This is a genomic window from Novosphingobium rosa NBRC 15208 (assembly GCF_001598555.1).
GTDB lineage: Bacteria > Pseudomonadota > Alphaproteobacteria > Sphingomonadales > Sphingomonadaceae > Novosphingobium > Novosphingobium rosa.
In genome coordinates, this window is sequence record NZ_BCZE01000010.1 from 84,013 (window position 1) to 104,236 (window position 20,224).

A 20,224-nucleotide genomic window follows, 5' to 3' on the forward strand; every position below is an offset into this window, starting at 1 on the left:
AGGCAGCGCGCGCAAGGAAGGGGTGACGGGACCACCATGGGTCGTTTGCCTAGAAATCCACCGACGCCTACACGTCAGGTGGGGACCATGTACCACGGACCAGGATCCGGGCAGAGACAGCCCCCAAGGATTTGCTTATAGCCTCAGGGATGTTCGAAAGGCTCGTGCGCGGCAGTACCCGTCGCCATGCAATTTAGGCGCGAAAGAGCCGATCCTCAAGGGGGTCTTCCAGCAAAGAGGCCAGATTTTCCAATCGCAACGCCAGATCGGTGAGGCGATCGGTGTCGTCGGGCCAGGCTGGCGCAGGAGGCAGCACTGCTTCAGGCGTCTTTTCAAGGGCCAGCGGGATGGCTGAAGCAACGTCCTCCTGCTCGGGAAGAAACTCTTCGGCCTCGAAACTTTCCGTAGGCGGGGGCAGGCCAAGATCGCCTTTCTTCGCCTCATAAACCTCATCGGCCAGCAACAGGGCGGCAAACAGCAACGCCCGGCTTTCGCCCTGCACGGCGGCGGGTGGCAGGCTGGCAAGCCTTGCATCGATCATCCGCCCCAGATCGGCGATATGCTCTTCCTCGCCCGAGGCGCAGCCCACCACATAATCGCGACCGGCAATGGTCAGAGTGACATTGCTCACGCCGTGCCAGCTCCGCCATCGGATGTGTGGGAAACGATCAGCGCATCGAGTCGCCCCAAGGTCTCGCGCAAGGCGCCGCGCAGGGCCTGATGGCGCTCCTGCTCTTCATGCAGGCGCAGTTCCAGCGTGGCGGCATCGCGGCGGTCACGCGCCGCCGCGTCCAGCCTTGTGAGGGCTGCTTCGATTCTTTGCCAGGCTGCTTCGCGGGGGGACTCATTCATATGCAGGGAAGCCTAGCCCAGCGGCGCGCGGCTGCAAAGCGGCTCTGCGATGGAAAAGGGATGATATGCGGCGATGAGCGGCGCATCACCTCACATTCGTATTCATGGCCGCATACTTATTATTCCCCTTGTGCCTCCGGGGCGGTTGACGGGGCAGGGTGCATCCGCAAAGAGGTCCGCGCGATTCGCGTATCATCTGGAGCCAGCAAAGTATGACCATCGCCGCCCCGCTCGACGCCCCCCAGCTCGACAACGCAAGGTTGCAGGCGATGGCCAATGCCATCCGCGTTCTCTCCATGGATGCCGTTCAGGCCGCCAACAGCGGCCACCCCGGCATGCCGATGGGCATGGCCGATGTGGCGACGGTGCTGTTCTCGCGCTTTCTGAAGTTCGATCCGGCCGCCCCGCGCTGGGCCGACCGTGACCGCTTCATCCTGTCGGCGGGCCATGGCTCGATGCTGATCTACTCGCTGCTGCATCTCACCGGCTACGAGCAGCCGACGATGGATGACATCAGCAAGTTCCGCCAGCTGCACAGCGTTTGCGCCGGCCACCCCGAGAATTTCGAGCTGCCGGGCGTGGAATGCACCACTGGCCCGCTGGGGCAGGGGCTGGCCATGGCGGTTGGCTTCGCCACCGCCGAGCGCCACCTCAACGCCACCTTCGGCGACGATCTGGTCGATCACAACACCTTCGTGATCGCGGGCGACGGCTGCCTGATGGAAGGCATCAACCATGAGGCGATCGGTCTGGCCGGTCACCTCAAGCTGGGCCGCCTCAACGTGCTGTGGGACGACAACCGCATCACCATCGACGGCGACACCAGCGTGTCCACCAGCGAGGACATTCCGGCCCGCTATCGCGCCACCGGCTGGCACGTCGTGGAGTGCGACGGCCATGATTTCGACGACATCGCCCGCGCCATCAGCGAAGCCATCGCCGATCCGCGTCCCTCGCTGATCGCCTGCCGCACCATCATCGGCAAGGGCGCCCCCAACAAGCAGGGTGGCCATAACGTCCACGGCTCGCCGCTGGGCGACGCCGAAATCGCCGCCGCCCGCGCCGAGCTGGGCTGGACCCTGCCGCCCTTCGAGCTGCCCGCCGACATTCTGGCCGACTGGCGTTCGCTGGCTGGCAAGGGCGCCGCTGCCCATGCCGCATGGAGCGCCCGTCTGGCCGCCGATGCTCAGGGTCAGGAATTCAGCCGCCGCATGGCTGGCGAACTGCCCTCGCTGGAAGAGGCGGAGGCCACTTTCGCGGGCTGGCTGGACGGCAATCAGAAGGTCGCCACCCGCAAGGCCAGCGAGCTGGCGCTTGAGGTGCTGGCGCCGCTGGTGCCCGAACTGGTGGGCGGCAGCGCCGATCTCACCGGCTCGAACCTCACCAAGGTGAAGGCCACCACGCCGCTCACTTCCGACGATTACAGCGGTCGCTATGTCTATTACGGCATCCGCGAATTCGGCATGGCCGCCGCGATGAACGGCATGGCGCTGCACGGCGGCATCATCCCTTACGGCGGCACCTTCCTGGTGTTTTCCGATTATTGCCGCAATGCCATTCGTATGTCTGCTTTGCAGCGCGCCCGAGTGGTCTATGTGCTGACGCATGACTCGATCGGCCAGGGCGAGGATGGTCCCACGCACCAGCCCATCGAGCATGTGATGAGCATGCGCATGATCCCGAACCTTGAGCTGTTCCGCCCCGCAGACGTCATCGAGACGGCTGAGTGCTGGCAGCTGGCGCTGGAAAACGATGACGGCCCGACCGTGCTGGCCCTGACGCGTCAGAATGTCAGCCAGGTCCGTAAGTCGGGTGAGAACCTGTCGGCGCTGGGCGCCTATCGCCTGGCCGAGGCGACCGCGCCCCGCAAGGTGGTGCTGATCGCCACCGGCTCGGAAGTGGAAATCGCGGTTGCCGTGCGCGCTGCTCTTGAAGAGCAGGGCATCGGCGCCGATGTTGTCTCCATGCCCTCGATGAGCCGCTTCCGCGCGTCGGACGCCGCCTATCAGGCTGACCTGCTGCCTGCCGATGTGCTGAAGGTCTCGATCGAGGCTGGCACCACCTTCGGTTGGGAAAGCTTCACCGGCGCTGACGGTCTGCGCTTCGGCATCGACACCTTCGGCGCCAGCGCTCCGGCGGCTGCGCTTTACGATTACTTCGGTCTGACGGCGCCCAAGATCACGCCGCAGATCGTCGCGGCCCTGAAGGCCTGATTTCAGAACACCCAAAAATCCATCCAATTGAGGAGCAAGACATGGCTGTGAAGGTAGCGATCAATGGTTTCGGTCGCATTGGCCGTAACGTCGCGCGCGCCATTCTGGAGCGCCCGGACTGCGGTCTGGAACTGGTCTCGATCAACGATCTGGCCGATGCCAAGGCCAACGCCCTGCTCTTCAAGCGCGACAGCGTGCATGGCACCTTCCCCGGCACCGTCGAGGTGGACGGCACCGATCTGGTCATCAACGGCAAGCGCATCCACGTCACCGCCGAGAAGGACCCCGCCAATCTGCCGCATGCCGCGCAGGGCATCGACATCGCCCTGGAATGCACCGGCTTCTTCGTGGACCGCGAGAGCGCCGGCAAGCACCTGACGGCGGGCGCCAAGCGCGTGCTGATCTCGGCGCCCGGCAAGAAGGTCGATCTGACCGTCGTGTTTGGCGTCAACGATGACAAGCTGACCTCGGAGCATCTGATCGTCTCGAACGCCAGTTGCACCACCAACTGCCTGGCCCCCTTCGCCAAGGTGCTGCACGAAGCCATCGGCATCGAGCGCGGCCTGATGACCACGATCCACAGCTACACCAACGATCAGAAGATCCTCGACCAGATCCACAAGGATCCGCGCCGCGCCCGCGCCGCTGCCCTGAACATGATCCCCACCAGCACCGGCGCCGCCGTGGCCGTGGGCGAGGTTCTGCCCGAACTGAAGGGCAAGCTGGACGGTTCGTCGATCCGCGTGCCGACCCCCAACGTCTCGGTCGTCGATCTGGTCTTCACGCCCAAGCGCGACACCACGCTTGAGGAAGTGAACAGCCTGCTCAAGGCCGCAGCCGAGGGTCCGCTCAAGGGCGTGCTGGGCTACACCGAGGAGCCGCTGGTCTCGGGCGACTTCAACCATGACTCGCACTCCTCGACCATCGACAGCCTGGAAACGGCTGTGCTGGAAGGCAAGATGGTGCGCGTGCTCAGCTGGTACGACAATGAGTGGGGCTTCTCCAACCGCATGGTCGATACGGCCGGTGCGATGGGCAAGCTGCTCTGATCCAAAAGCGGGGCGGGGCGAAAGTCCCGCCCTTTCTCTTTATGGCCCGGGGTTCTAGGCTCCGGGCGATGTTCTGACGCCCCGCGCATCTGCGCCGAGGGGCTGGGGGAAACCATGGCCAATTTCCGCAAGCTTGACGATCTGGGTGATGTGAAGGGCAAGGTTGTGCTGCTGCGCGTCGACCTGAACCTACCGATGCAGGATGGCGCCGTCACCGACGACACCCGCGTGCGCGCCGCCGCGCCGACGATCAAGGAACTCTCGCTCAAGGGCGCCAAGGTGCTGCTGCTGGCGCATTTCGGCCGCCCCAAGGGGCAGCGTGATCCCAACCAGTCGCTTTCCCTCGTGCTGGGCGCGGTGGAGAAGGTGCTGGGCCATGAGGTGATGTTCGTGCCCGAGATCGCGGGCGACATCGTCAAGCAGGCGGTGGGCATTCTGGGCGAGGGCGATGTGGCCTGCCTTGAGAACACCCGCTTCTGGCCCGGCGAGGAAAAGAACGATCCCGAGCTGGTGAAGGCCATCGCCGCCAATGGCGACATCTATGTCAACGATGCCTTCTCCGCCGCGCATCGCGCCCATGCCTCCACCGAAGGTCTGGCCCATGTGCTGCCCGCCTATGCCGGCCGCAGCATGCAGGCCGAGCTTGAGGCGCTGGAAAAGGCGCTGGGCAATCCGGTCAAGCCCGTGGCGGCTGTCGTGGGCGGCGCCAAGGTGTCCTCCAAGCTGGACGTGCTCAAGCATTTGGTGACGCAGGTCGATCATCTGGTGATTGGCGGCGGCATGGCCAACACTTTCCTCGCCGCGCGCGGCGTCGATGTGGGCAAGAGCCTGTGCGAGCACGATCTGACCGGCACCGCCGAGGAGATCATGGATGCCGCCGACGCTTCGGGCTGCACCATCCATCTGCCTTACGAGGTGGTGGTCTCCAAGGAATTCGCCGCCAACCCGCCCAGCCTGCGCACCACCAATGTGCATGAGGTCGCCGCCGACGAGATGATCCTCGACGTGGGGCCGACGGCGGTGGAAGCCGTCGGCGATGCGCTGAAAACCTGCAAGACGTTGGTGTGGAACGGGCCGATGGGCGCGTTTGAAACCGTGCCTTTCGACGCGGCCACCGTGGCTCTGGCCAAGATCGCCGCCGCGCTGACCGAGGAAGGATCGCTGGTCTCGGTCGCCGGTGGTGGCGACACGGTGGCGGCGCTGCATCACGCGGGCGTGGCGAATGACTTCAGCTACATCTCGACGGCGGGCGGCGCCTTCCTCGAATGGATGGAAGGGCGCGAGCTGCCCGGCGTGAAGGCGCTGGAAATCTGAGCATTCCACCAGCTTCCTTAACATCTGCAACACAGGGCCCGTCGCCGGATGGCGGCGGGCCTCTGCGTGCTGCCCGCCATCGTTTCGTCACACTCGATGCAATGCGTGGGCTTGCGGCTCTGGCGGTTGCGATCTTCCATCTGAGCAATGCGCTGGTCCCCGCCGGCTATCTGGCGGTGGATTTCTTCTTCGCCCTGTCCGGCTTTGTGCTGGACCGCACCTATCGCCCGCGTTTCGCCGCGGGGCTGGGCAATGGTGAGTTTCTGGCATGGCGCTTTGTGCGCCTCTGGCCGCTGCATCTGTGCGGGCTGCTGCTGTGCTTTGGCTGGTTGGCGAGGCTGGTGGCGCGCGACGCCACCGACATTGGCTGGGGCACGCTGCTGAGTGGCCTCACCGCCAATCTGTTGTTCCTGCCCAGCGTGATCGGGCGCGATATTTCGCCGATCAACCCTCCGGCCTGGTCGCTGCTGATGGAGTTTGGCGCCAACATGCTGATGGCGTTGTTCGCGATCCGCCGCCCCACGCGCGCGCTGATCGCCATGCTGGGGGTGATCGCGGCGCTGCTGGTGGCCGATCTGACGATCACGCAGGCGCTTACCCCTTTTGCCGACAATGCCTCCATCGTGAAGCAGGGCTATCGCTGGCACGATGTGCATCTGGGCGTGGTGCGCACGATCTTTTCCTTCCTTGCAGGGATGGTCCTTTCACGCCTGCTCGAGGGCCGCCTGCCGCGCGTCAGCCGCTGGTCGCTGGCGGTGTTGGCGCTGGGGCTTATGCCCTTGTTGCTGCCTCTTTCGGGTTGGAGCCGGTTTACGCTCGATCTGGGCTTTATCCTTCTGCTCTCACCCGCGCTGGTGCTGGCGGGCGCCCGGTTTGAGATGCCGCGAGCCTTCTCCCGCTGGGGTGAAAGGCTGGGCGATCTCTCCTACCCGCTCTACGCCGTGCATTTCTTCTGGACCTATCCGGTGGTCAGCTACGGTTACGGCCACGGCTGGCCGGTCGGCCTCACGCTGACGGTGTTCCTCATCGCCGCGCTGGGCAGCGCGGCCTTTCTGGCCCGCTTTGTGGACGTGCCGCTGCGGCGCTGGCTGGGACGCCATCTTGGTGTCTTTTTGGCGCAAAAATAGTTTGGCATGCTGCGTTCTCGCAGTTGCGGAAAAACAGGTTTGTAGCTACCAAACGGGAACTGCATACCTATGCGATGCATAAATTGACCGAATTTTACCCCGATAGGAGCCTGTATGACGACGAAGGCCGTGGCAAAGATCCTCGCCAATTATGAGTCCGACAATCCCGGCGTGAAGGCCAATCTCTATCGCATCCTGTCGCAGGGTCGCCTGGGTGGCACCGGCAAGCTGGTGATCCTTCCGGTCGATCAGGGCTTCGAGCATGGGCCGGCCCGCTCCTTCGCGGTGAACCCCGATGCCTACGATCCCCACTACCACTATCAGCTGGCCATCGACGCGGGCCTCTCGGCCTATGCCGCCCCCCTCGGCATGCTCGAAGCCGGCGCTGACAAGTTCGCCGGCCAGATCCCGACCATCCTGAAGGTCAACTCCTCGAACAGCTGGGGCACCAGCGCCAACCAGGCCGTCACCGGCAGCGTGGCCGACGCCGCGCGCCTGGGCTGCTCGGCCATCGGCTTCACCATCTACCCCGGTTCGGACGATGTCTTCGAGATGATCGAGGAAATCCGCGAGCTGCGCGAAGAAGCCGCCAGCGTCGGCATCGCCACCGTGATCTGGTCCTACCCGCGCGGCGGCAAGCTGCCCAAGAGCGGTGAGCTGGCTCTCGATGTCGGCGCCTATGCGGCCCATATTGCCACGCTGATCGGCGCCCACATCATCAAGGTGAAGCTGCCCAGCGCCCATATCGAGCAGGAAGAGGCCAAGGCTGCCTATGCGGGGCAGGACTGGTCCGATCAGGCCGACCGCGTCAGGCATGTGGTGCAGTCCTGCTTCGCGGGTCGTCGCCTCGTGGTCTTCTCGGGCGGCGCCACCAAGGGTTCGGATGCCGTCTATCAGGACGCGCGCGACATTCTGGCCGGTGGCGGCAATGGCTCGATCATTGGCCGCAACACCTTCCAGCGCCCGCGCGCCGAAGCGATGGCCATGCTCGACAAGATCGTGAAAATCTATAAGGGCAAGGAATAATCGCCCTGAGCGCCGGTGGGACTCGCCCCGCGAGCCCACCGGCCGCATTTCGGCGAGCAGCGGCGTCGGCCCGTTTTTCCATTCCTGCCCCTGCGTGCGGGGGTATCGATGGGAGAGAGGGCCGACGCCGTTCGCGTTTTGGGGCAGGGGATCAGGAAAAGAAGATGCGAGGGGGCCCGGAGCATTTCTCTCGAGAAATGCGACCAACAAAACGCCCCTCGCGCTCCCATGACCGTCTTCCGGCGATGGGGCAGCGGCTCCCGATCCTTGTGCAGCAACTCTCCACCTGCGCAATGGGCGTTGCACCAGCGCCTGTGCGGGTTTAGAGCGCGCCCATGGCTGACGAAACCTTTGAAGACGACTTCGAGAACCCCTTCGACTCGGGCATCCTGCCCGACGAAACCTCCTTCGGCGACGAGATCGATCCGGAGCTGCGCCCGCGCACCAAGATCTATCTGATCTCGCCCCTCGATGTGACGGGTGATTTCCCCGAGCGCCTGCGCCGCGTGATCGAGGCGGGCGTGAAGAACAAGCATGGCGTCGCCGCCTTCCAGTTCCGCGTCAAGGGGCTGGACGAGCATGCCGCCGCCGCTCTGGCCGCGCCCCTGCAGGCGATCTGCGCCGAGCGTGAAGTGGCCTTTATCGTCAACGATTCGATCAGCCTCGCCAAGCGTCTGGGCGCCGATGGCGTCCACCTGGGCCAGGAGGATGGCGACCCGCGCGAAGCCCGCGACCGTCTCGGTCCCGATGCCCAGATCGGCGTCTCCTGCAATGACAGCCGCCATCTGGCGATGAGCGCGGGCGAGGCCGGCGCCGATTACGTCGCTTTCGGCGCTTTCTATCCCACCACCACCAAGGAAACCAAGCACACCGCCAAGCTCTCGACGCTGGCCTGCTGGCAGACGGTTTTCGAGATCCCGTGCGTCGCCATCGGCGGCATCAAGCCCGAGAATTGCGGGCCCATCGTGCGTGCGGGCGCCGATTTCCTCGCCGTCTCCAGCGCCATCTGGGACGGGGATGAGGTGGCCAATGTGCAGGCCCTGATCGCGGCGATCCACGCCGCCTGATCGTCCTGCTGTCGCGCGCTTGCTGACATCTCTGTCAACAAGCGCGCGAACGGGGCTTTTCAGCCCTGATGCGCCGTGCCATCAGGCGTCATGACCACACAGACCTCAACGTCCGCGCCCGCGCGCGAACTGACTTTGCGCGGCGTCATCCTCGGCGCGCTGCTGACGGTGATCTTCACCGCGGCCAATGTCTATCTCGGCCTGAAGATTGGGCTGACCTTCGCCACATCGATCCCGGCGGCGGTGATTTCCATGGCCGTGCTGCGCACCATGCGCGGCTCGACCATTCAGGAAAACAACATCGTCCAGACCATCGCCAGCGCGGCGGGCACGCTCAGCGCGATCATCTTCGTGCTGCCGGGCCTGCTGATGATCGGCTGGTGGGTGGACTTCCCCTATTGGCAATCGGTGGCTGTGATCGGCGTCGGCGGCATTCTGGGCGTGATGTATTCCGTGCCCCTGCGCCGCGCATTGGTGACCGGCACCGATCTGCCCTATCCCGAAGGCGTCGCCGCTGCCGAGGTGCTGAAGGTCGGCGCCGGGCAGACCGCCGAGGGCGAGGGGGATGAGGAAAACCGCAAGGGCCTCTCCGCCATCGTCAGCGGCACGGCGCTGTCGGCGCTGTACACGCTGCTGGCCAAGATGGGTCTGGTGGCCGAGGAAGCCGCCAAATCCTTCCGCGTCGGCTCCAGCCTCAGCCAGGTTTCGACCAGCTTTTCCATGGCACTGATCGGCGTGGGCCATCTGGTGGGGCTTGGCGTCGGCATCGCGATGCTGGCGGGCATGCTGCTGAGCTGGGGCGTGCTGGTGCCTTTCTACACCCATGGTTTTGCGGGCGACGAGATCGGCGCGGCGATTGGCGCCACCTTCAAGATGAAGGTGCGGATCATCGGCGCGGGCACCATCGGCATTGCGGCGGTCTATACGCTGCTGCGGGTGATTGGCCCCATCGTGAAGGGCATTGCGGGGGCCATTGCCGCCCAACGCCAGCGTCAGGCCGGGCAGGGGGCGTCGCTGCCGCTGACCGAGCGCGACCTGCCCATCGGCATCGTGGGTGCGGTAATCGTGGCGGCGATGCTGCCCATCGGTCTGCTGCTGGCGGATTTCGCGCGAGGCGGCCCCATCGAGGCGCATTTCTGGCCGGTGCTGCTGGCCACCATCGCCTATGTGCTGGTGATCGGCATCGTGATCGCCTCGGTCTGCGGCTATATGGCGGGGCTGATCGGTGCGTCGAACTCGCCGGTGTCGGGCACGGGGATCATTTCGGCGCTGGGCATTGCGTTGCTGCTGGCCGCCTTCTTCGGGCGGGATATTGATCCAGCGGCGACCAAGGCTCTGGTGGCGTTTTCGCTGTTCGTGACGGCGATCATCTTCGGCGTTGCCACCATCTCCAATGACAATCTTCAGGATCTGAAGACCGGCGAACTGGTCGGCGCGACACCGTGGCGTCAGCAGGTGGCGCTGGTGCTGGGCGTGATCTTCGGTGCGCTGGTGATCCCGCCGGTGCTGAGCCTGCTCAACCAGCGCTTCGGCTTTGTCGGCGTGCCGGGGGCCGGGCCGAATGCTCTGGCCGCGCCTCAGGCGGCGTTGATCTCGACGCTGGCGCAGGGTGTGCTGGGCGGTCAGCTCGACTGGAGCCTGATCGGTATCGGCGCGGCCATCGGTGCTGTGGTGATCGTGATCGACGAGGTGCTGCGCAAAAGCGGCAAGGGCATGCTGCCGCCGCTGGCGCTGGGCATGGGCATCTATTTGCCGATGGCGCTGACGCTGCTGATCCCCATCGGTGCGGTGATTGGCCATGCCTATGACCGCTGGGCCAGGCGCACCGCCAATCCCGAACTGGCTGAGCGCCTGGGCATGCTGGCCGCAACGGGTCTGATCGTGGGTGAAAGCCTGTTCGGCGTGATTTTCGCGCTGCTGGCCGGCGTGACGCAGAAGGCGACGCCGCTGCAGGTGATTGCCGAGAATCCCTTTGCGGAAGGGGCCGCGATTGTCGTCTTCGCCGCCGGTATTGGCTGGATCTACCTGCGCGTGAAAAAGCAGGCAGTGCAGTAACAGGGAGGTGAAGCGCCCGGATCGGGCGCCACTGCCCTGTCGTCGGAAGACGTTCTGGGAGCGCGAGGGGGTAACCCCCTCGCATCTTCCCTTTTACCCCTACTGATTGTTCATCACCGCCCGCACGCAACGCATATCGGTGTCCTTCCCGTTCGCATCGGTCTTGCGCAGGAAGTTCTCGCTCACGCGGCGGAATTTCTGGCCCTTGCGCGGGCCGCTGGTGAAGCGGATCACGTCGCCGGTCAGCAGATAGATGCCACGCCCGCCTTTCACGCTGTAGACCGAGGCGTGGAGGATGGTGAAATCCTCATCCTCATGGCGGATGCCGGTCTTGCCCAGCGCATTGCCGGGCGTTTCGCATTGATAGTCGCCCTGCTTCATCACGGCCACCTGGCCGATCTCGCTGGCTTGCGCGGGCAGACTCGTCCCGAAGATGGCCATCAAGGCCATGAACGCCCCGGATTGCCACGGGCGTCCACTCGCGCTAAGGGCGCGGCTTGCGCTTTTCAGGCGCGGGCCTTTCGGGGCCTGTAACTCGTTCTTTCGCATCAAAGGTTCATCCCCATGAAGATCAGCGGCGTCGATATCCGCCCCGGCAACATTCTGGAATACGAAAAGGGCATCTGGAAAGTCGCCAAGACCCAGCATACCCAGCCCGGCAAGGGCGGCGCCTTCATGCAGGTCGAGATGAAGAACCTGATCGACGGACGCAAGACCAATGTGCGTTTCCGCAGCGCCGACACGGTGGAGCGCGTGCGTCTCGACACCAAGGACTTCCAGTTCCTGTACCCCGAGGGCGACGATCTGGTGTTCATGGACGTGGAGACCTACGACCAGATCACCCTGCCGAGCGATCTGCTGGGCGATGCCGCCGCCTTCCTGCAGGACGGCATGACCGCCGTGCTCGAAATGTATGACGAGCGCCCGATCAGCGTGCAGCTGCCCGATCAGGTGGAAGCCACCATCGTGGAAGCCGACGCCGTGGTGAAGGGGCAGACCGCCTCGTCGTCCTACAAGCCCGCGCTGCTCGACAATGGCGTGCGCGTGATGGTGCCGCCCCATATCAGCTCGGGCACGCGCATCGTCGTGAACGTTTACGAGCGCAGCTACGTCGGCAAGGCCGACTGATTGTTCCGGGCGGCGTTTCGCGCGCCGCCCCCTTCTTTCTAATTCGGGAATTTGCCCAGTGAGTGTCGTTTCAGGTCTTATCCGCGTGATGGAGCGCGCCGCGCGCAAGGCAGGCCAGCGCCTGCGCCGCGATTTCGGCGAGGTGGAGCACCTTCAGGTCAGCCGCAAGGGCCCTGCCGATTTCGTCAGCCGCGCCGATCAGGCGAGCGAGCGCACCATCTATGACGAGCTGCGCGCCGCGCGCCCCGATTGGGGCTTCGTGCTGGAAGAGGGCGGCATCATCGAGGGCGATCCCACCAAGCCGCGCTGGATCATCGATCCGCTCGACGGCACCAGCAACTTCCTGCACGGCATCCCGCATTTCGCGATCTCGATCGCGGCGCAGGAACCGCGTCTGGACGGCAATGGCTGGGGCGATGTGATCGCGGGCCTGATCTATCAGCCGATCACCGACGAGAGCTTCTGGGCCGAAAAGGCGCGCGGCGCATGGCTGCATGACCGCCGCCTGCGCGTTTCGGGCCGCCGTCATCTCGACGAGAGCCTGATCGCCACCGGCATCCCCTTCGCGGGCCATGGCGACACGCTGGAATGGCAGAAGATCTATGCCGCCCTGGCGCCTCAGGTGGCGGGCATCCGCCGCTTTGGCGCGGCGGCGCTGGATCTGGCCTGGGTGGCCTCGGGCCGTTACGAGGGCTTCTGGGAAAGCAACCTCAAGCCCTGGGACACGGCGGCAGGCTGCCTGCTGGTGCGTGAGGCGGGCGGTTTCGTCTCCGACTGGCGCGGCGTGTCGCAGCCGATCTGCGATGCCCAGCTGCTGGCGGGCAACGATGCGCTGCACTCGCGCCTGCACAAGATCGTGGCGACCGCGCTCAAGGATTGAGCATGATTTGGCCGGGGATTGATGCTTTCTGGCATTGATCCCCGGCGCAAGGTCCGCTAGGCGGTGCCTATATCGAGCCCGCCTGGCGGGCTGACGCGCAAGACAGTCTGCTCTTGCTGCAGTGCCCCCGTGGCGGAATGGTAGACGCGACCGACTCAAAATCGGTTGTCGAGAGATGTGCCCGTTCGAGTCGGGCCGGGGGCACCATTTCCTGATCGGCTTTTAGCCGCCGGATCAGACGAGACCTGTAAAATCTGGCGACAGGCAGCAGGCGCAAAGCCTGTACTTTCCGATATCTATGTCGCATTCTTGCTCGTGAGGCGGTCTGGCGCTCCTGTCAGGTTTACCGACATTTTACGGCTTTGCGCCTAAACCCCTCGGCAAGATCCGTATCGGGGTCGGAGGTTAAAACGGCAAAGCCATGATCCGCTTGTTCAAGCATTATATTCCCCATGCCGTGCTGCTGCTTGGCCTGATCGATCTGGGCCTGCTGATGATGGCGGGCGATTTCGCCTGGCGTCTGCGTGCGGAGCAGCTCGGCATGGCCTCCGGGCCGGTCGATGAGCGGTTGCGCCCACTGGCGGTGTTTACCGTCATGATCCTCACCGCCATGATTTCCGTGGGCGTTTATGGCGCCGACGCGCTGCGTTCGGTGCGCTTTGCCTCGGCGCGTCTGCTGGTGGCGGTCTCACTGGGCATCATCGCGCTGGCGCTGCTCAATTCGCTGACCGGCGGGCATGATTTCTGGCGCTCCACCCTGTTTTACGGAATGGTGGCGGCCATCGTGCTGCTGGTGGCCAACCGCCTGCTGGTGGGCGGCATTCTGGGCGCCTCGGCCTTTCGCCGCCGCGTGCTGGTGCTGGGCGCGGGCGCCCGCGCACAGCGCCTGCGTCTGCTGGCCGAAAGCGGTTCGGCAGGCTTCGCCATCGTCGGCTATGTCGGCATGAGCGAGGGCAGCCATATCGTGGAAGAGGCGATCCCGCGTAGCGCGATCCATAACCTCAAGCGCCATGTGGAAAATCTGGGCGTGTCCGAGGTGGTGCTGGCGCTGGAGGAGCGGCGCAACGCGCTGCCCCTGAAGGATCTGCTGCGCATCAAGACAGCGGGCGTCCATGTGAACGACTTCTCCTCCTTCGTGGAGCGCGAGACGGGCCGCGTGGACCTCGATACGGTCAATCCCAGCTGGCTGATCTTTTCGGACGGTTTTTCCTCGGGTCGGTCCTTTTCCAGTGCGGCGAAACGCCTTTTCGATATCGTGCTGAGCCTGCTGCTGCTCACGCTGACGGCGCCGATCATCCTCTTCTTCGCGCTGGTGGTGAAGCTGGACAGCAGGGGCCCCGCCTTCTTCCGCCAGAAGCGCGTCGGGCTCTATGGCCAGCATTTCGATGTCATCAAGCTGCGCTCGATGCGGGTGGATGCCGAGGCCAATGGCGCGCAATGGGCCACCAAGAACGACCCGCGCGTGACCCGCGTCGGCAATTTCATCCGCAAGATCCGCGTCGACGAACTGCCTCAGGCCTGGACGGTGCTGAAGGGCGAAATGAGCTTCGTGGGCCCGCGCCCCGAACGCCCGGAATTCGTCGCCGATCTGGAGGAAAAGCTGCGCTACTACGCCGAGCGCCACATGGTGAAGCCCGGCATCACGGGCTGGGCGCAGGTCAACTATCCCTATGGCGCCTCGATCGAGGATTCCCGCAACAAGCTGGAATATGACCTTTATTACGTGAAGAATTACACTCCCTTCCTCGATGTCCTGATTATCCTGCAAACCCTGCGCGTGGTGATCTGGCACGAGGGCGCACGCTGAGCGCGCGATGAGCGCTCTTCCCTCCTCGGGCCCCTGGCCGGTTATCGCCGACGCCACCCATGGCGCCGGGGCCTGCGCCGCCGTGACGGTGGCCGCCGTGTTGTGGGGCCATCGCCACCGTTTCGGTCAGGCGGGCAAGGCGATCATCGCGGCGATCCTGTGCCATGCCCTGTGGTGCCTCTCCACGGCGGTGGAAGGCCATGCCAGCCTGGTCACCACCGGCCTGCTGGCGCTGCGCAATCTGTCATGGCTGGCCGCGCTCTATCGCCTCTTCGCGAGCGACGGGCGCCTGACCAGCGTGCGCCCGGTGCGCCCGGTGATCGTGGCGCTGACGCTGGTGGACCTGCTGGTGCCCGCCGTGCTGACGGCGGAATATCGCATCGATCCCACGCTGCTGGCCGATCCGGCGCTGACGCGATTCAACATTCTGCTGCTGATGCTGGCGGTGGTGGGATCGCTGGTGCTGGTGCACAATCTCTATGTCGGGGCCGATCCGCAGGCGAGGGCGATGCTGCGCTGGCCGGTGCTGGCTTTCGCCGCGGTCTGGGTGTTCGAGCTGAACCTCTACACCGTGGCCTATCTCGATTCGGACTGGCCGGTGCAGCTGTCCGCCCTTCATGGGGTGGTCGACATCGGTTTTGCCGTGCTGATGGCGGGCGGGGCGCTGCGCGGTCAGGCGATGCTGCGGCTGCGCCCCTCGCGCGCGGTGACGTTCCATTCGGTCTCGCTGCTGGTGATCGGCGCTTACTTTGTGGCGATGATCGGCGTGGCGCAATGGCTGGCCTATGCCGGGGGCAATTACGCGCGCTGGCTGCAATATGGCTTCATCATTCTGGCCACGGCCGCCGCATTGCTGATGCTGCCATCGCGGCGGCTGCGCGGGTGGCTGCGGGTCACGCTGGTCAAGCATCTGTTCCAGCACCGCTATGATTATCGCGCCGAATGGATGCGCTTTACCCGCACCATCGGCAGTCAGGCGCAGGAGGCCCCGCCGCTGCATCAGCGCGCCGTTCAGGCCGTGGCCGACATCACCGACAGCCCGGCAGGCCTGCTGCTGGTGCCCGACGATCTGGGCGATATGGTGCTGGCCGCCCGCTGGCATTGGCCCACGGCCGATGTGCCCGGTCCGGCGCTGTCCCCCGATGCGGTGCGTTTTTTCGAGGGGCATGATTTCATCATCGACCTCGACGACCTGCGCGAGGGCAAATCCCAGCATGACGAGGCCGCGCTGATCCCCGCATGGCTCAGCGACGATCCCCTCGCATGGGCGCTGGTGCCGCTGGTCCATTACGACCGGATGGTCGGCGCGGTGGTGCTGGCCCGCCCGCCTCAGGCGCGCAAGCTGGACTGGGAGGATTTCGACCTGCTGCGCCTCGTCGGCCAGCAGCTGGCGACCTATCTGGCCGAGCACCGTGGGCAGGAAGCCCTGGCCGAGGCCAGCCGCTTCGATGATTTCCACCGCCGCATCGCCTTTGTGATGCATGACATCAAGAACCTGTCGAGCCAGCTCACCCTGCTCACCCGCAATGCCGAGCGCCATGCCGACAATCCGGCCTTCCGCGCCGATATGCTGGTGACGCTGCGCAATTCGGCCGAAAAGCTCAACACGCTGGTGGCGCGCCTCTCGCGCTATGGCGGGCAGGTGGAGAAGGTCGAGCCGGTGGCGCTGGGCGTGATCGCCCGTGAGGTGGCCAAGCCGTTCGAGGGCCGTCATCCCGTCAGCGTGATCGAGCGCGACCCTTGCGTGGTTTCGGGCAACAGCCATTCGATTGAGCAGGTGTTGACCCATCTGCTGCAAAACGCCGTGGAAGCCAGCCCAAACGGCAGCCCGGTCTTCATCGCCATCGCCGAGGATGGCGCGGCGGCGCGCATCGAGGTGGTCGATTCGGGAAGTGGGATGAGCGAGGATTTCGTGCGCACCCGCCTGTTCCGCCCCTTCGTGTCGACCAAGGCGGGGGGCTTTGGCATCGGCGTCTATGAGGCGCGCGAGCTGGTGAAGGCGATGCAGGGCAACATTCTGGTCGAAAGCCGCGAGGGGGTGGGCACGCGCTTTGTGGTGCGCCTGCCGCTGGCCGCGATGCACAAGCGGCCCAACATGAAGAGTAAGGTGGCATGATGAGCGAGCGCCCGAGCCTGCTGATTGTGGAGGACGATGCCGGTCTTCAGGCCCAGCTCAAATGGGCCTATGAGGATTTCGACGTCACCGTTGTGGGTGACAAGGCCAGCGCTCTGGCCGCGATGCGCGCCATCGAGCCCGAGGTGGTGACGCTGGACCTCGGCCTGCCGCCCGACCCGGACGGCACCAGCGAGGGCTTTGCCGTGCTGGACGCCATCATGACGATGCGCCCGCAGACCAAGGTGATCGTGGCGAGCGGCCATGGCGCGCGGGAAAGCGCGCTCAATGCCATCGCGCGCGGGGCCTATGATTTCTACCAGAAGCCCGTCGACATCGAGGAGCTGGGCCTGATCGTGCGCCGCGCCCTCAAGCTGGCGCGGATCGAGGCGGAGAACCGCGCGCTGGCCGCAAGAGTGGGCTCGGAAAACCGTGTGCTGGGCGGCATGATCACCGCCGCGCCCGAAATGCTGCGTGTGGCCCGCACCATCGAGCGGGTGGCGGGCACCAATGTCTCGGTGATGCTGCTGGGCGCCAGCGGCACCGGCAAGGAGTTGCTGGCGCGTGGACTCCATCAGGCCAGCGACCGGCGGGAAGGGGCCTTCGTCGCCATCAACTGCGCGGCGATCCCCGAAAACCTGCTGGAGTCCGAACTTTTTGGCCATGAAAAAGGCGCCTTCACCGGCGCCGTGAAAACCACCGAGGGCAAGATCGAGCAGGCCCATGGGGGCACGTTGTTCCTCGATGAGGTCGGCGATATTCCCCTGCCGCTGCAGGTCAAATTGCTGCGCTTCCTGCAGGAGCGCGTGATCGAGCGCATCGGCGGGCGCAAGCCCATCGCGGTGGACACGCGCATCGTCTGCGCCACGCATCAGAACCTGGAGGCGATGATCGTCGATGGCCGTTTCCGCGAGGATCTGTGGTATCGCCTTGCGGAGATCGTGGTGAAGATCCCCTCGCTGGCCGAGCGGCCCGGGGATCCGGTGCTGCTGGCCCGCGCCTTTCTGCAGCGCTTCGCCACCGAGTTGAACCTGCCCGCCAAGGGCTTCGCCGGGGACGCGCTGACCGCCATCGATCGCTGGCCCTGGCCCGGCAATGTGCGCGAGCTGGAAAACCGCGTGAAGCGCGCCGCGATCATGGCCGATGGCAAGCTGGTGACAGCGGAAGATCTCGATTTGACCACGCCGGATGCGGAAGCGGATCTGCCGCTCAATCTGAAGGCCGCGCGTGAGAATGCCGACCGCCACGTGATCCGCCACGCGCTGGCGCGCAGCGAGGGGAATATTTCCAGCACGGCGCGTCTGCTGGGCATCAGTCGCCCGACGCTTTACGATCTGCTCAAACAGTATGATTTGCAGGGTGAGGGCGGCGCGGCGCGGTAAAGCGTTGATTGGCCTGAAAATTCACCGATATGGCGTGAAAAAGGGCGGCCCTTGGAGCCGCCCTTCCCCTCCCATTATCTTCCGAGAGACGGATTGCCAAACTACGGGCTGCTTCGCAACAAGCTTTCGTCGAATGTCAAAAAATTGACATGAAGCGTTGCAGTATAACCACAGTGGTTTGTTTTCACCAGATTGATCTGATTTATTCGGAACCGAACTTACGCCGATAACGCAGAGACCACGCCAGAGACGCCGCGATCAGCACCGCGCCCACAAGTCCCGTCAGCACATCGGGCACTTCCACCAGCGTTCCGGTCAGCATGATCCCGCCCAAAGCCACGATGGCCCAGAAGGCGCCATGCTCCAGATAGCGATATTCGGAGAGCGCCCCGCGCTCGATCAGCAGCACCGTCAGCGAGCGCACGAAGATCGCCCCGATGGAAAGGCCCAGCGCGATCACCACCATGTTGTTCGACAGCGCAAAGGCCCCGATCACGCCATCAAGGCTGAAGGACGTATCCAGCACATTGAGATAGAGAAAGCTGCCCAACCCGGCGCGCACCGCCACGCCAGCCACGGCCCGCGCCGCCGCGCGGCTTTCCAGCCAATGGCCCAGTGCCTCCACCAGCACAAAGGTGACGATGCCCAGAATGCCCGCGCTCAGCAGCACAAAGCCGTCATGCTCGGGCAATTGGCGCGCCACCAGCAACAGCACGCCCAGCACCAGAGCAACGCCCACGGCATGCACGCCGCCAAGGTTGCTCAGCCGCCGCTCGACCCAGCCCAGCCAATGGACATCCTTCTCGTCATCGAGAAAGAAGTTCAGCCCGACCAGCGCCAGAAAGGCCCCGCCAAAACCCGCGATGCCGATATGGGCGGCGCTGACGATCCGCTCATATTCGGCCGGATTGCCCAGCGAGAGGCGCACCGCCTCCACCGGGCCAAGCCCCGCGCCGATGCCGACAATCGCCAGCGGAAAGGCCACCCGCGCCCCGAAGACCGCAATCACCATCCCCCAGGTGAGGAAGCGCTTGCGCCACACCGCCTCCATCTCGCCCAGCACCGAGGCATTCACCACGGCATTGTCGAAGGAGAGCGACACCTCCAGCACCGCCAGCACGCCGACGATCCACAGCACCGCCAGCGTGCCTTCCACGCTGCCGCTTTCATGCCAGCCATAGGCCGCCGCGCCGATCAGGCACAGCAGGGTGAACAGGATGGCGCCGGTGAAATGGCGGCGCAGAACGGTCAGCACGGCGCGAGTCACTTGGGCTGATAGGTCTGTTCGATCCCGGGGAAGCTACGGTTGCGCACCTCCGTCGCATAGTCGGCGGCGGCCTGAGAGATCAGGCTGGCCGCATCGGCGTAGCGCTTCACGAAACGCGGCACGCGCTCGAACATGCCGACCATATCGTCGACCACCAGGACCTGACCGTCACAGCGCGCCGAACCACCGATGCCGATCACCGGGCAGGACACCGCCTCCGTCATGGCGATGGCGATGGGCTCCACCACGCCTTCCACCACGATGGAGAAGGCCCCGGCCTCGTCCAGAGCTTTGGCGTCGTTGAGGATTTTCTCGGCCTCGGCAGGGTCGCGGCCGCGCGCGCCATAGCCGCCCAGCTGGTTCACCGCCTGAGGCGTCAGGCCGACATGGCCCATCACCGGGATGCCGCGCTGCGTGAGGAAACGCACGGTTTCGGCCATGGCCTCGCCGCCTTCCAGCTTCACGCCGGCGCAGCCGGTTTCCTTCAGGATGCGCGCGGCGCTTTCGAAAGCCTGTGCCGGGCTGCCCTCATACGTGCCGAAGGGCATGTCGACCAGCACGGTGGCATGCCAGCTGCCGCGCACCACCGCTGCGCCATGGGCGATCATCATGTCGAGCGTGACCGGCACCGAGGAGGGCAGGCCATAGATCACCTGACCCAGCGAATCACCCACCAGCAGCAGGTCGCAATGTTCGTCCAGAAGCTGGGCCTGACGCGCCGTATAGGCGGTCAGCATCACCACAGGCTCCTGCGTTTCCCCATTTTTCTTGCGGCGGCGGATCGCCGGAATGGTCAGGCGCTTCACCGGCGCGGGTGTGGGGTTGGCCCTGCTGGTGGCGGTGTCGAGCTGAAAGGTCGTGGACATATCAGCCTGATAGACCAGCGCGAGGGGCGGGGAAAGTCCAAGGAGCATCAAAGCGCTCAACCCCCAAATGCCACAAAT

General features: G+C 65.0%; 17 protein-coding genes and 1 tRNA gene. 13 read left to right on the forward strand and 5 right to left on the reverse strand.

From position 1 onward, the window contains the following. Nucleotides 1-193: 193 nt before the first annotated feature. Together SR3_RS04865 and SR3_RS04870 are read right to left on the reverse strand one after the other, a co-directional pair. Nucleotides 194-631 (reverse strand): cell division protein ZapA, encoded by a 438-nt coding sequence (locus SR3_RS04865; protein WP_068081544.1) that lies wholly within the window; start codon nucleotides 629-631, stop codon nucleotides 194-196. Then, entirely contained in the window at nucleotides 628-852 is a 225-nt protein-coding gene (locus SR3_RS04870; protein WP_068081547.1) for a hypothetical protein, read from the reverse strand. The genes SR3_RS04865 and SR3_RS04870 overlap by 4 nt, the downstream gene beginning before the upstream one ends. 212 nt (nucleotides 853-1,064) lie before the next feature. Between SR3_RS04870 and tkt the strand changes: the two genes are divergently transcribed. From tkt to SR3_RS04905, 7 genes are all read left to right on the forward strand, one after another. Continuing rightward, nucleotides 1,065-3,065: a transketolase gene (tkt, locus tag SR3_RS04875; protein ID WP_068081550.1), complete on the forward strand. Its 2,001-nt coding sequence runs from the start codon at nucleotides 1,065-1,067 to the stop codon at nucleotides 3,063-3,065. A 41-nt stretch (nucleotides 3,066-3,106) separates the two neighbouring features. Beyond that, nucleotides 3,107-4,114, forward strand: a complete 1,008-nt coding sequence (gap, locus tag SR3_RS04880; RefSeq protein WP_068081553.1) for a type I glyceraldehyde-3-phosphate dehydrogenase — start codon at nucleotides 3,107-3,109, stop codon at nucleotides 4,112-4,114. Between the two features lie 114 nt (nucleotides 4,115-4,228). After that, nucleotides 4,229-5,428 carry a phosphoglycerate kinase gene (locus SR3_RS04885; RefSeq protein ID WP_068081556.1) on the forward strand — a complete coding sequence of 400 codons (1,200 nt, stop codon included), beginning with the start codon at nucleotides 4,229-4,231 and terminating at the stop codon, nucleotides 5,426-5,428. A gap of 101 nt (nucleotides 5,429-5,529) precedes the next feature. Further along, complete coding sequence (locus tag SR3_RS04890) at nucleotides 5,530-6,555, forward strand: acyltransferase family protein (protein WP_068081559.1); 1,026 nt, start codon at nucleotides 5,530-5,532, stop codon at nucleotides 6,553-6,555. A 114-nt stretch (nucleotides 6,556-6,669) separates the two neighbouring features. Beyond that, the gene (locus tag SR3_RS04895; protein ID WP_068081562.1) at nucleotides 6,670-7,581 is read left to right on the forward strand and encodes a class I fructose-bisphosphate aldolase; all 912 of its coding nucleotides are present in this window, start codon (nucleotides 6,670-6,672) and stop codon (nucleotides 7,579-7,581) included. Between the two features lie 335 nt (nucleotides 7,582-7,916). Then, nucleotides 7,917-8,648 carry a thiamine phosphate synthase gene (thiE, locus tag SR3_RS04900; protein ID WP_084454941.1) on the forward strand — a complete coding sequence of 244 codons (732 nt, stop codon included), beginning with the start codon at nucleotides 7,917-7,919 and terminating at the stop codon, nucleotides 8,646-8,648. A 90-nt stretch (nucleotides 8,649-8,738) separates the two neighbouring features. After that, entirely contained in the window at nucleotides 8,739-10,703 is a 1,965-nt protein-coding gene (locus SR3_RS04905; RefSeq protein ID WP_068081566.1) for an OPT family oligopeptide transporter, read from the forward strand. Between the two features lie 99 nt (nucleotides 10,704-10,802). Here the strand turns inward: SR3_RS04905 and SR3_RS04910 are convergent, their stop codons facing one another. After that, nucleotides 10,803-11,153, reverse strand: coding sequence for a hypothetical protein (locus tag SR3_RS04910; protein WP_245653775.1), 351 nt, complete (start codon nucleotides 11,151-11,153; stop codon nucleotides 10,803-10,805). A 114-nt stretch (nucleotides 11,154-11,267) separates the two neighbouring features. Here SR3_RS04910 and efp point away from each other — a divergent pair, with 114 nt between their 5' ends. The 6 genes from efp to prsR all read left to right on the forward strand — a co-directional run bounded on the left by efp (nucleotide 11,268) and on the right by prsR (nucleotide 18,013). Further along, on the forward strand, nucleotides 11,268-11,831 hold the full coding sequence (gene efp / locus SR3_RS04915) for an elongation factor P (RefSeq protein WP_068081569.1): 564 nt from the start codon (nucleotides 11,268-11,270) through the stop codon (nucleotides 11,829-11,831). Between the two features lie 58 nt (nucleotides 11,832-11,889). After that, nucleotides 11,890-12,711 carry an inositol monophosphatase family protein gene (locus SR3_RS04920; RefSeq protein ID WP_068081573.1) on the forward strand — a complete coding sequence of 274 codons (822 nt, stop codon included), beginning with the start codon at nucleotides 11,890-11,892 and terminating at the stop codon, nucleotides 12,709-12,711. A 123-nt stretch (nucleotides 12,712-12,834) separates the two neighbouring features. Continuing rightward, nucleotides 12,835-12,918 (forward strand) — tRNA-Leu (locus SR3_RS04925). 214 nt (nucleotides 12,919-13,132) lie between these two features. Next, a complete protein-coding gene (locus SR3_RS04930) occupies nucleotides 13,133-14,518 on the forward strand; it encodes a TIGR03013 family XrtA/PEP-CTERM system glycosyltransferase (protein WP_068081576.1) in 1,386 nt (461 codons plus the stop codon). 7 nt (nucleotides 14,519-14,525) lie between these two features. Next, nucleotides 14,526-16,634: an XrtA/PEP-CTERM system histidine kinase PrsK gene (prsK, locus tag SR3_RS04935; RefSeq protein WP_068081579.1), complete on the forward strand. Its 2,109-nt coding sequence runs from the start codon at nucleotides 14,526-14,528 to the stop codon at nucleotides 16,632-16,634. After that, nucleotides 16,631-18,013, forward strand: coding sequence for a PEP-CTERM-box response regulator transcription factor (prsR, locus tag SR3_RS04940; RefSeq protein ID WP_068081582.1), 1,383 nt, complete (start codon nucleotides 16,631-16,633; stop codon nucleotides 18,011-18,013). The genes prsK and prsR overlap by 4 nt, the downstream gene beginning before the upstream one ends. Nucleotides 18,014-18,215: 202 nt before the next feature. Here the strand turns inward: prsR and SR3_RS04945 are convergent, their stop codons facing one another. Together SR3_RS04945 and panB are read right to left on the reverse strand one after the other, a co-directional pair. Then, complete coding sequence (locus SR3_RS04945; RefSeq protein ID WP_307558956.1) at nucleotides 18,216-19,268, reverse strand: DUF475 domain-containing protein; 1,053 nt, start codon at nucleotides 19,266-19,268, stop codon at nucleotides 18,216-18,218. Between the two features lie 8 nt (nucleotides 19,269-19,276). Beyond that, nucleotides 19,277-20,146, reverse strand: coding sequence for a 3-methyl-2-oxobutanoate hydroxymethyltransferase (gene panB, locus SR3_RS04950; protein ID WP_068081810.1), 870 nt, complete (start codon nucleotides 20,144-20,146; stop codon nucleotides 19,277-19,279). Between the last annotated feature and the right edge of the window lie 78 nt (nucleotides 20,147-20,224).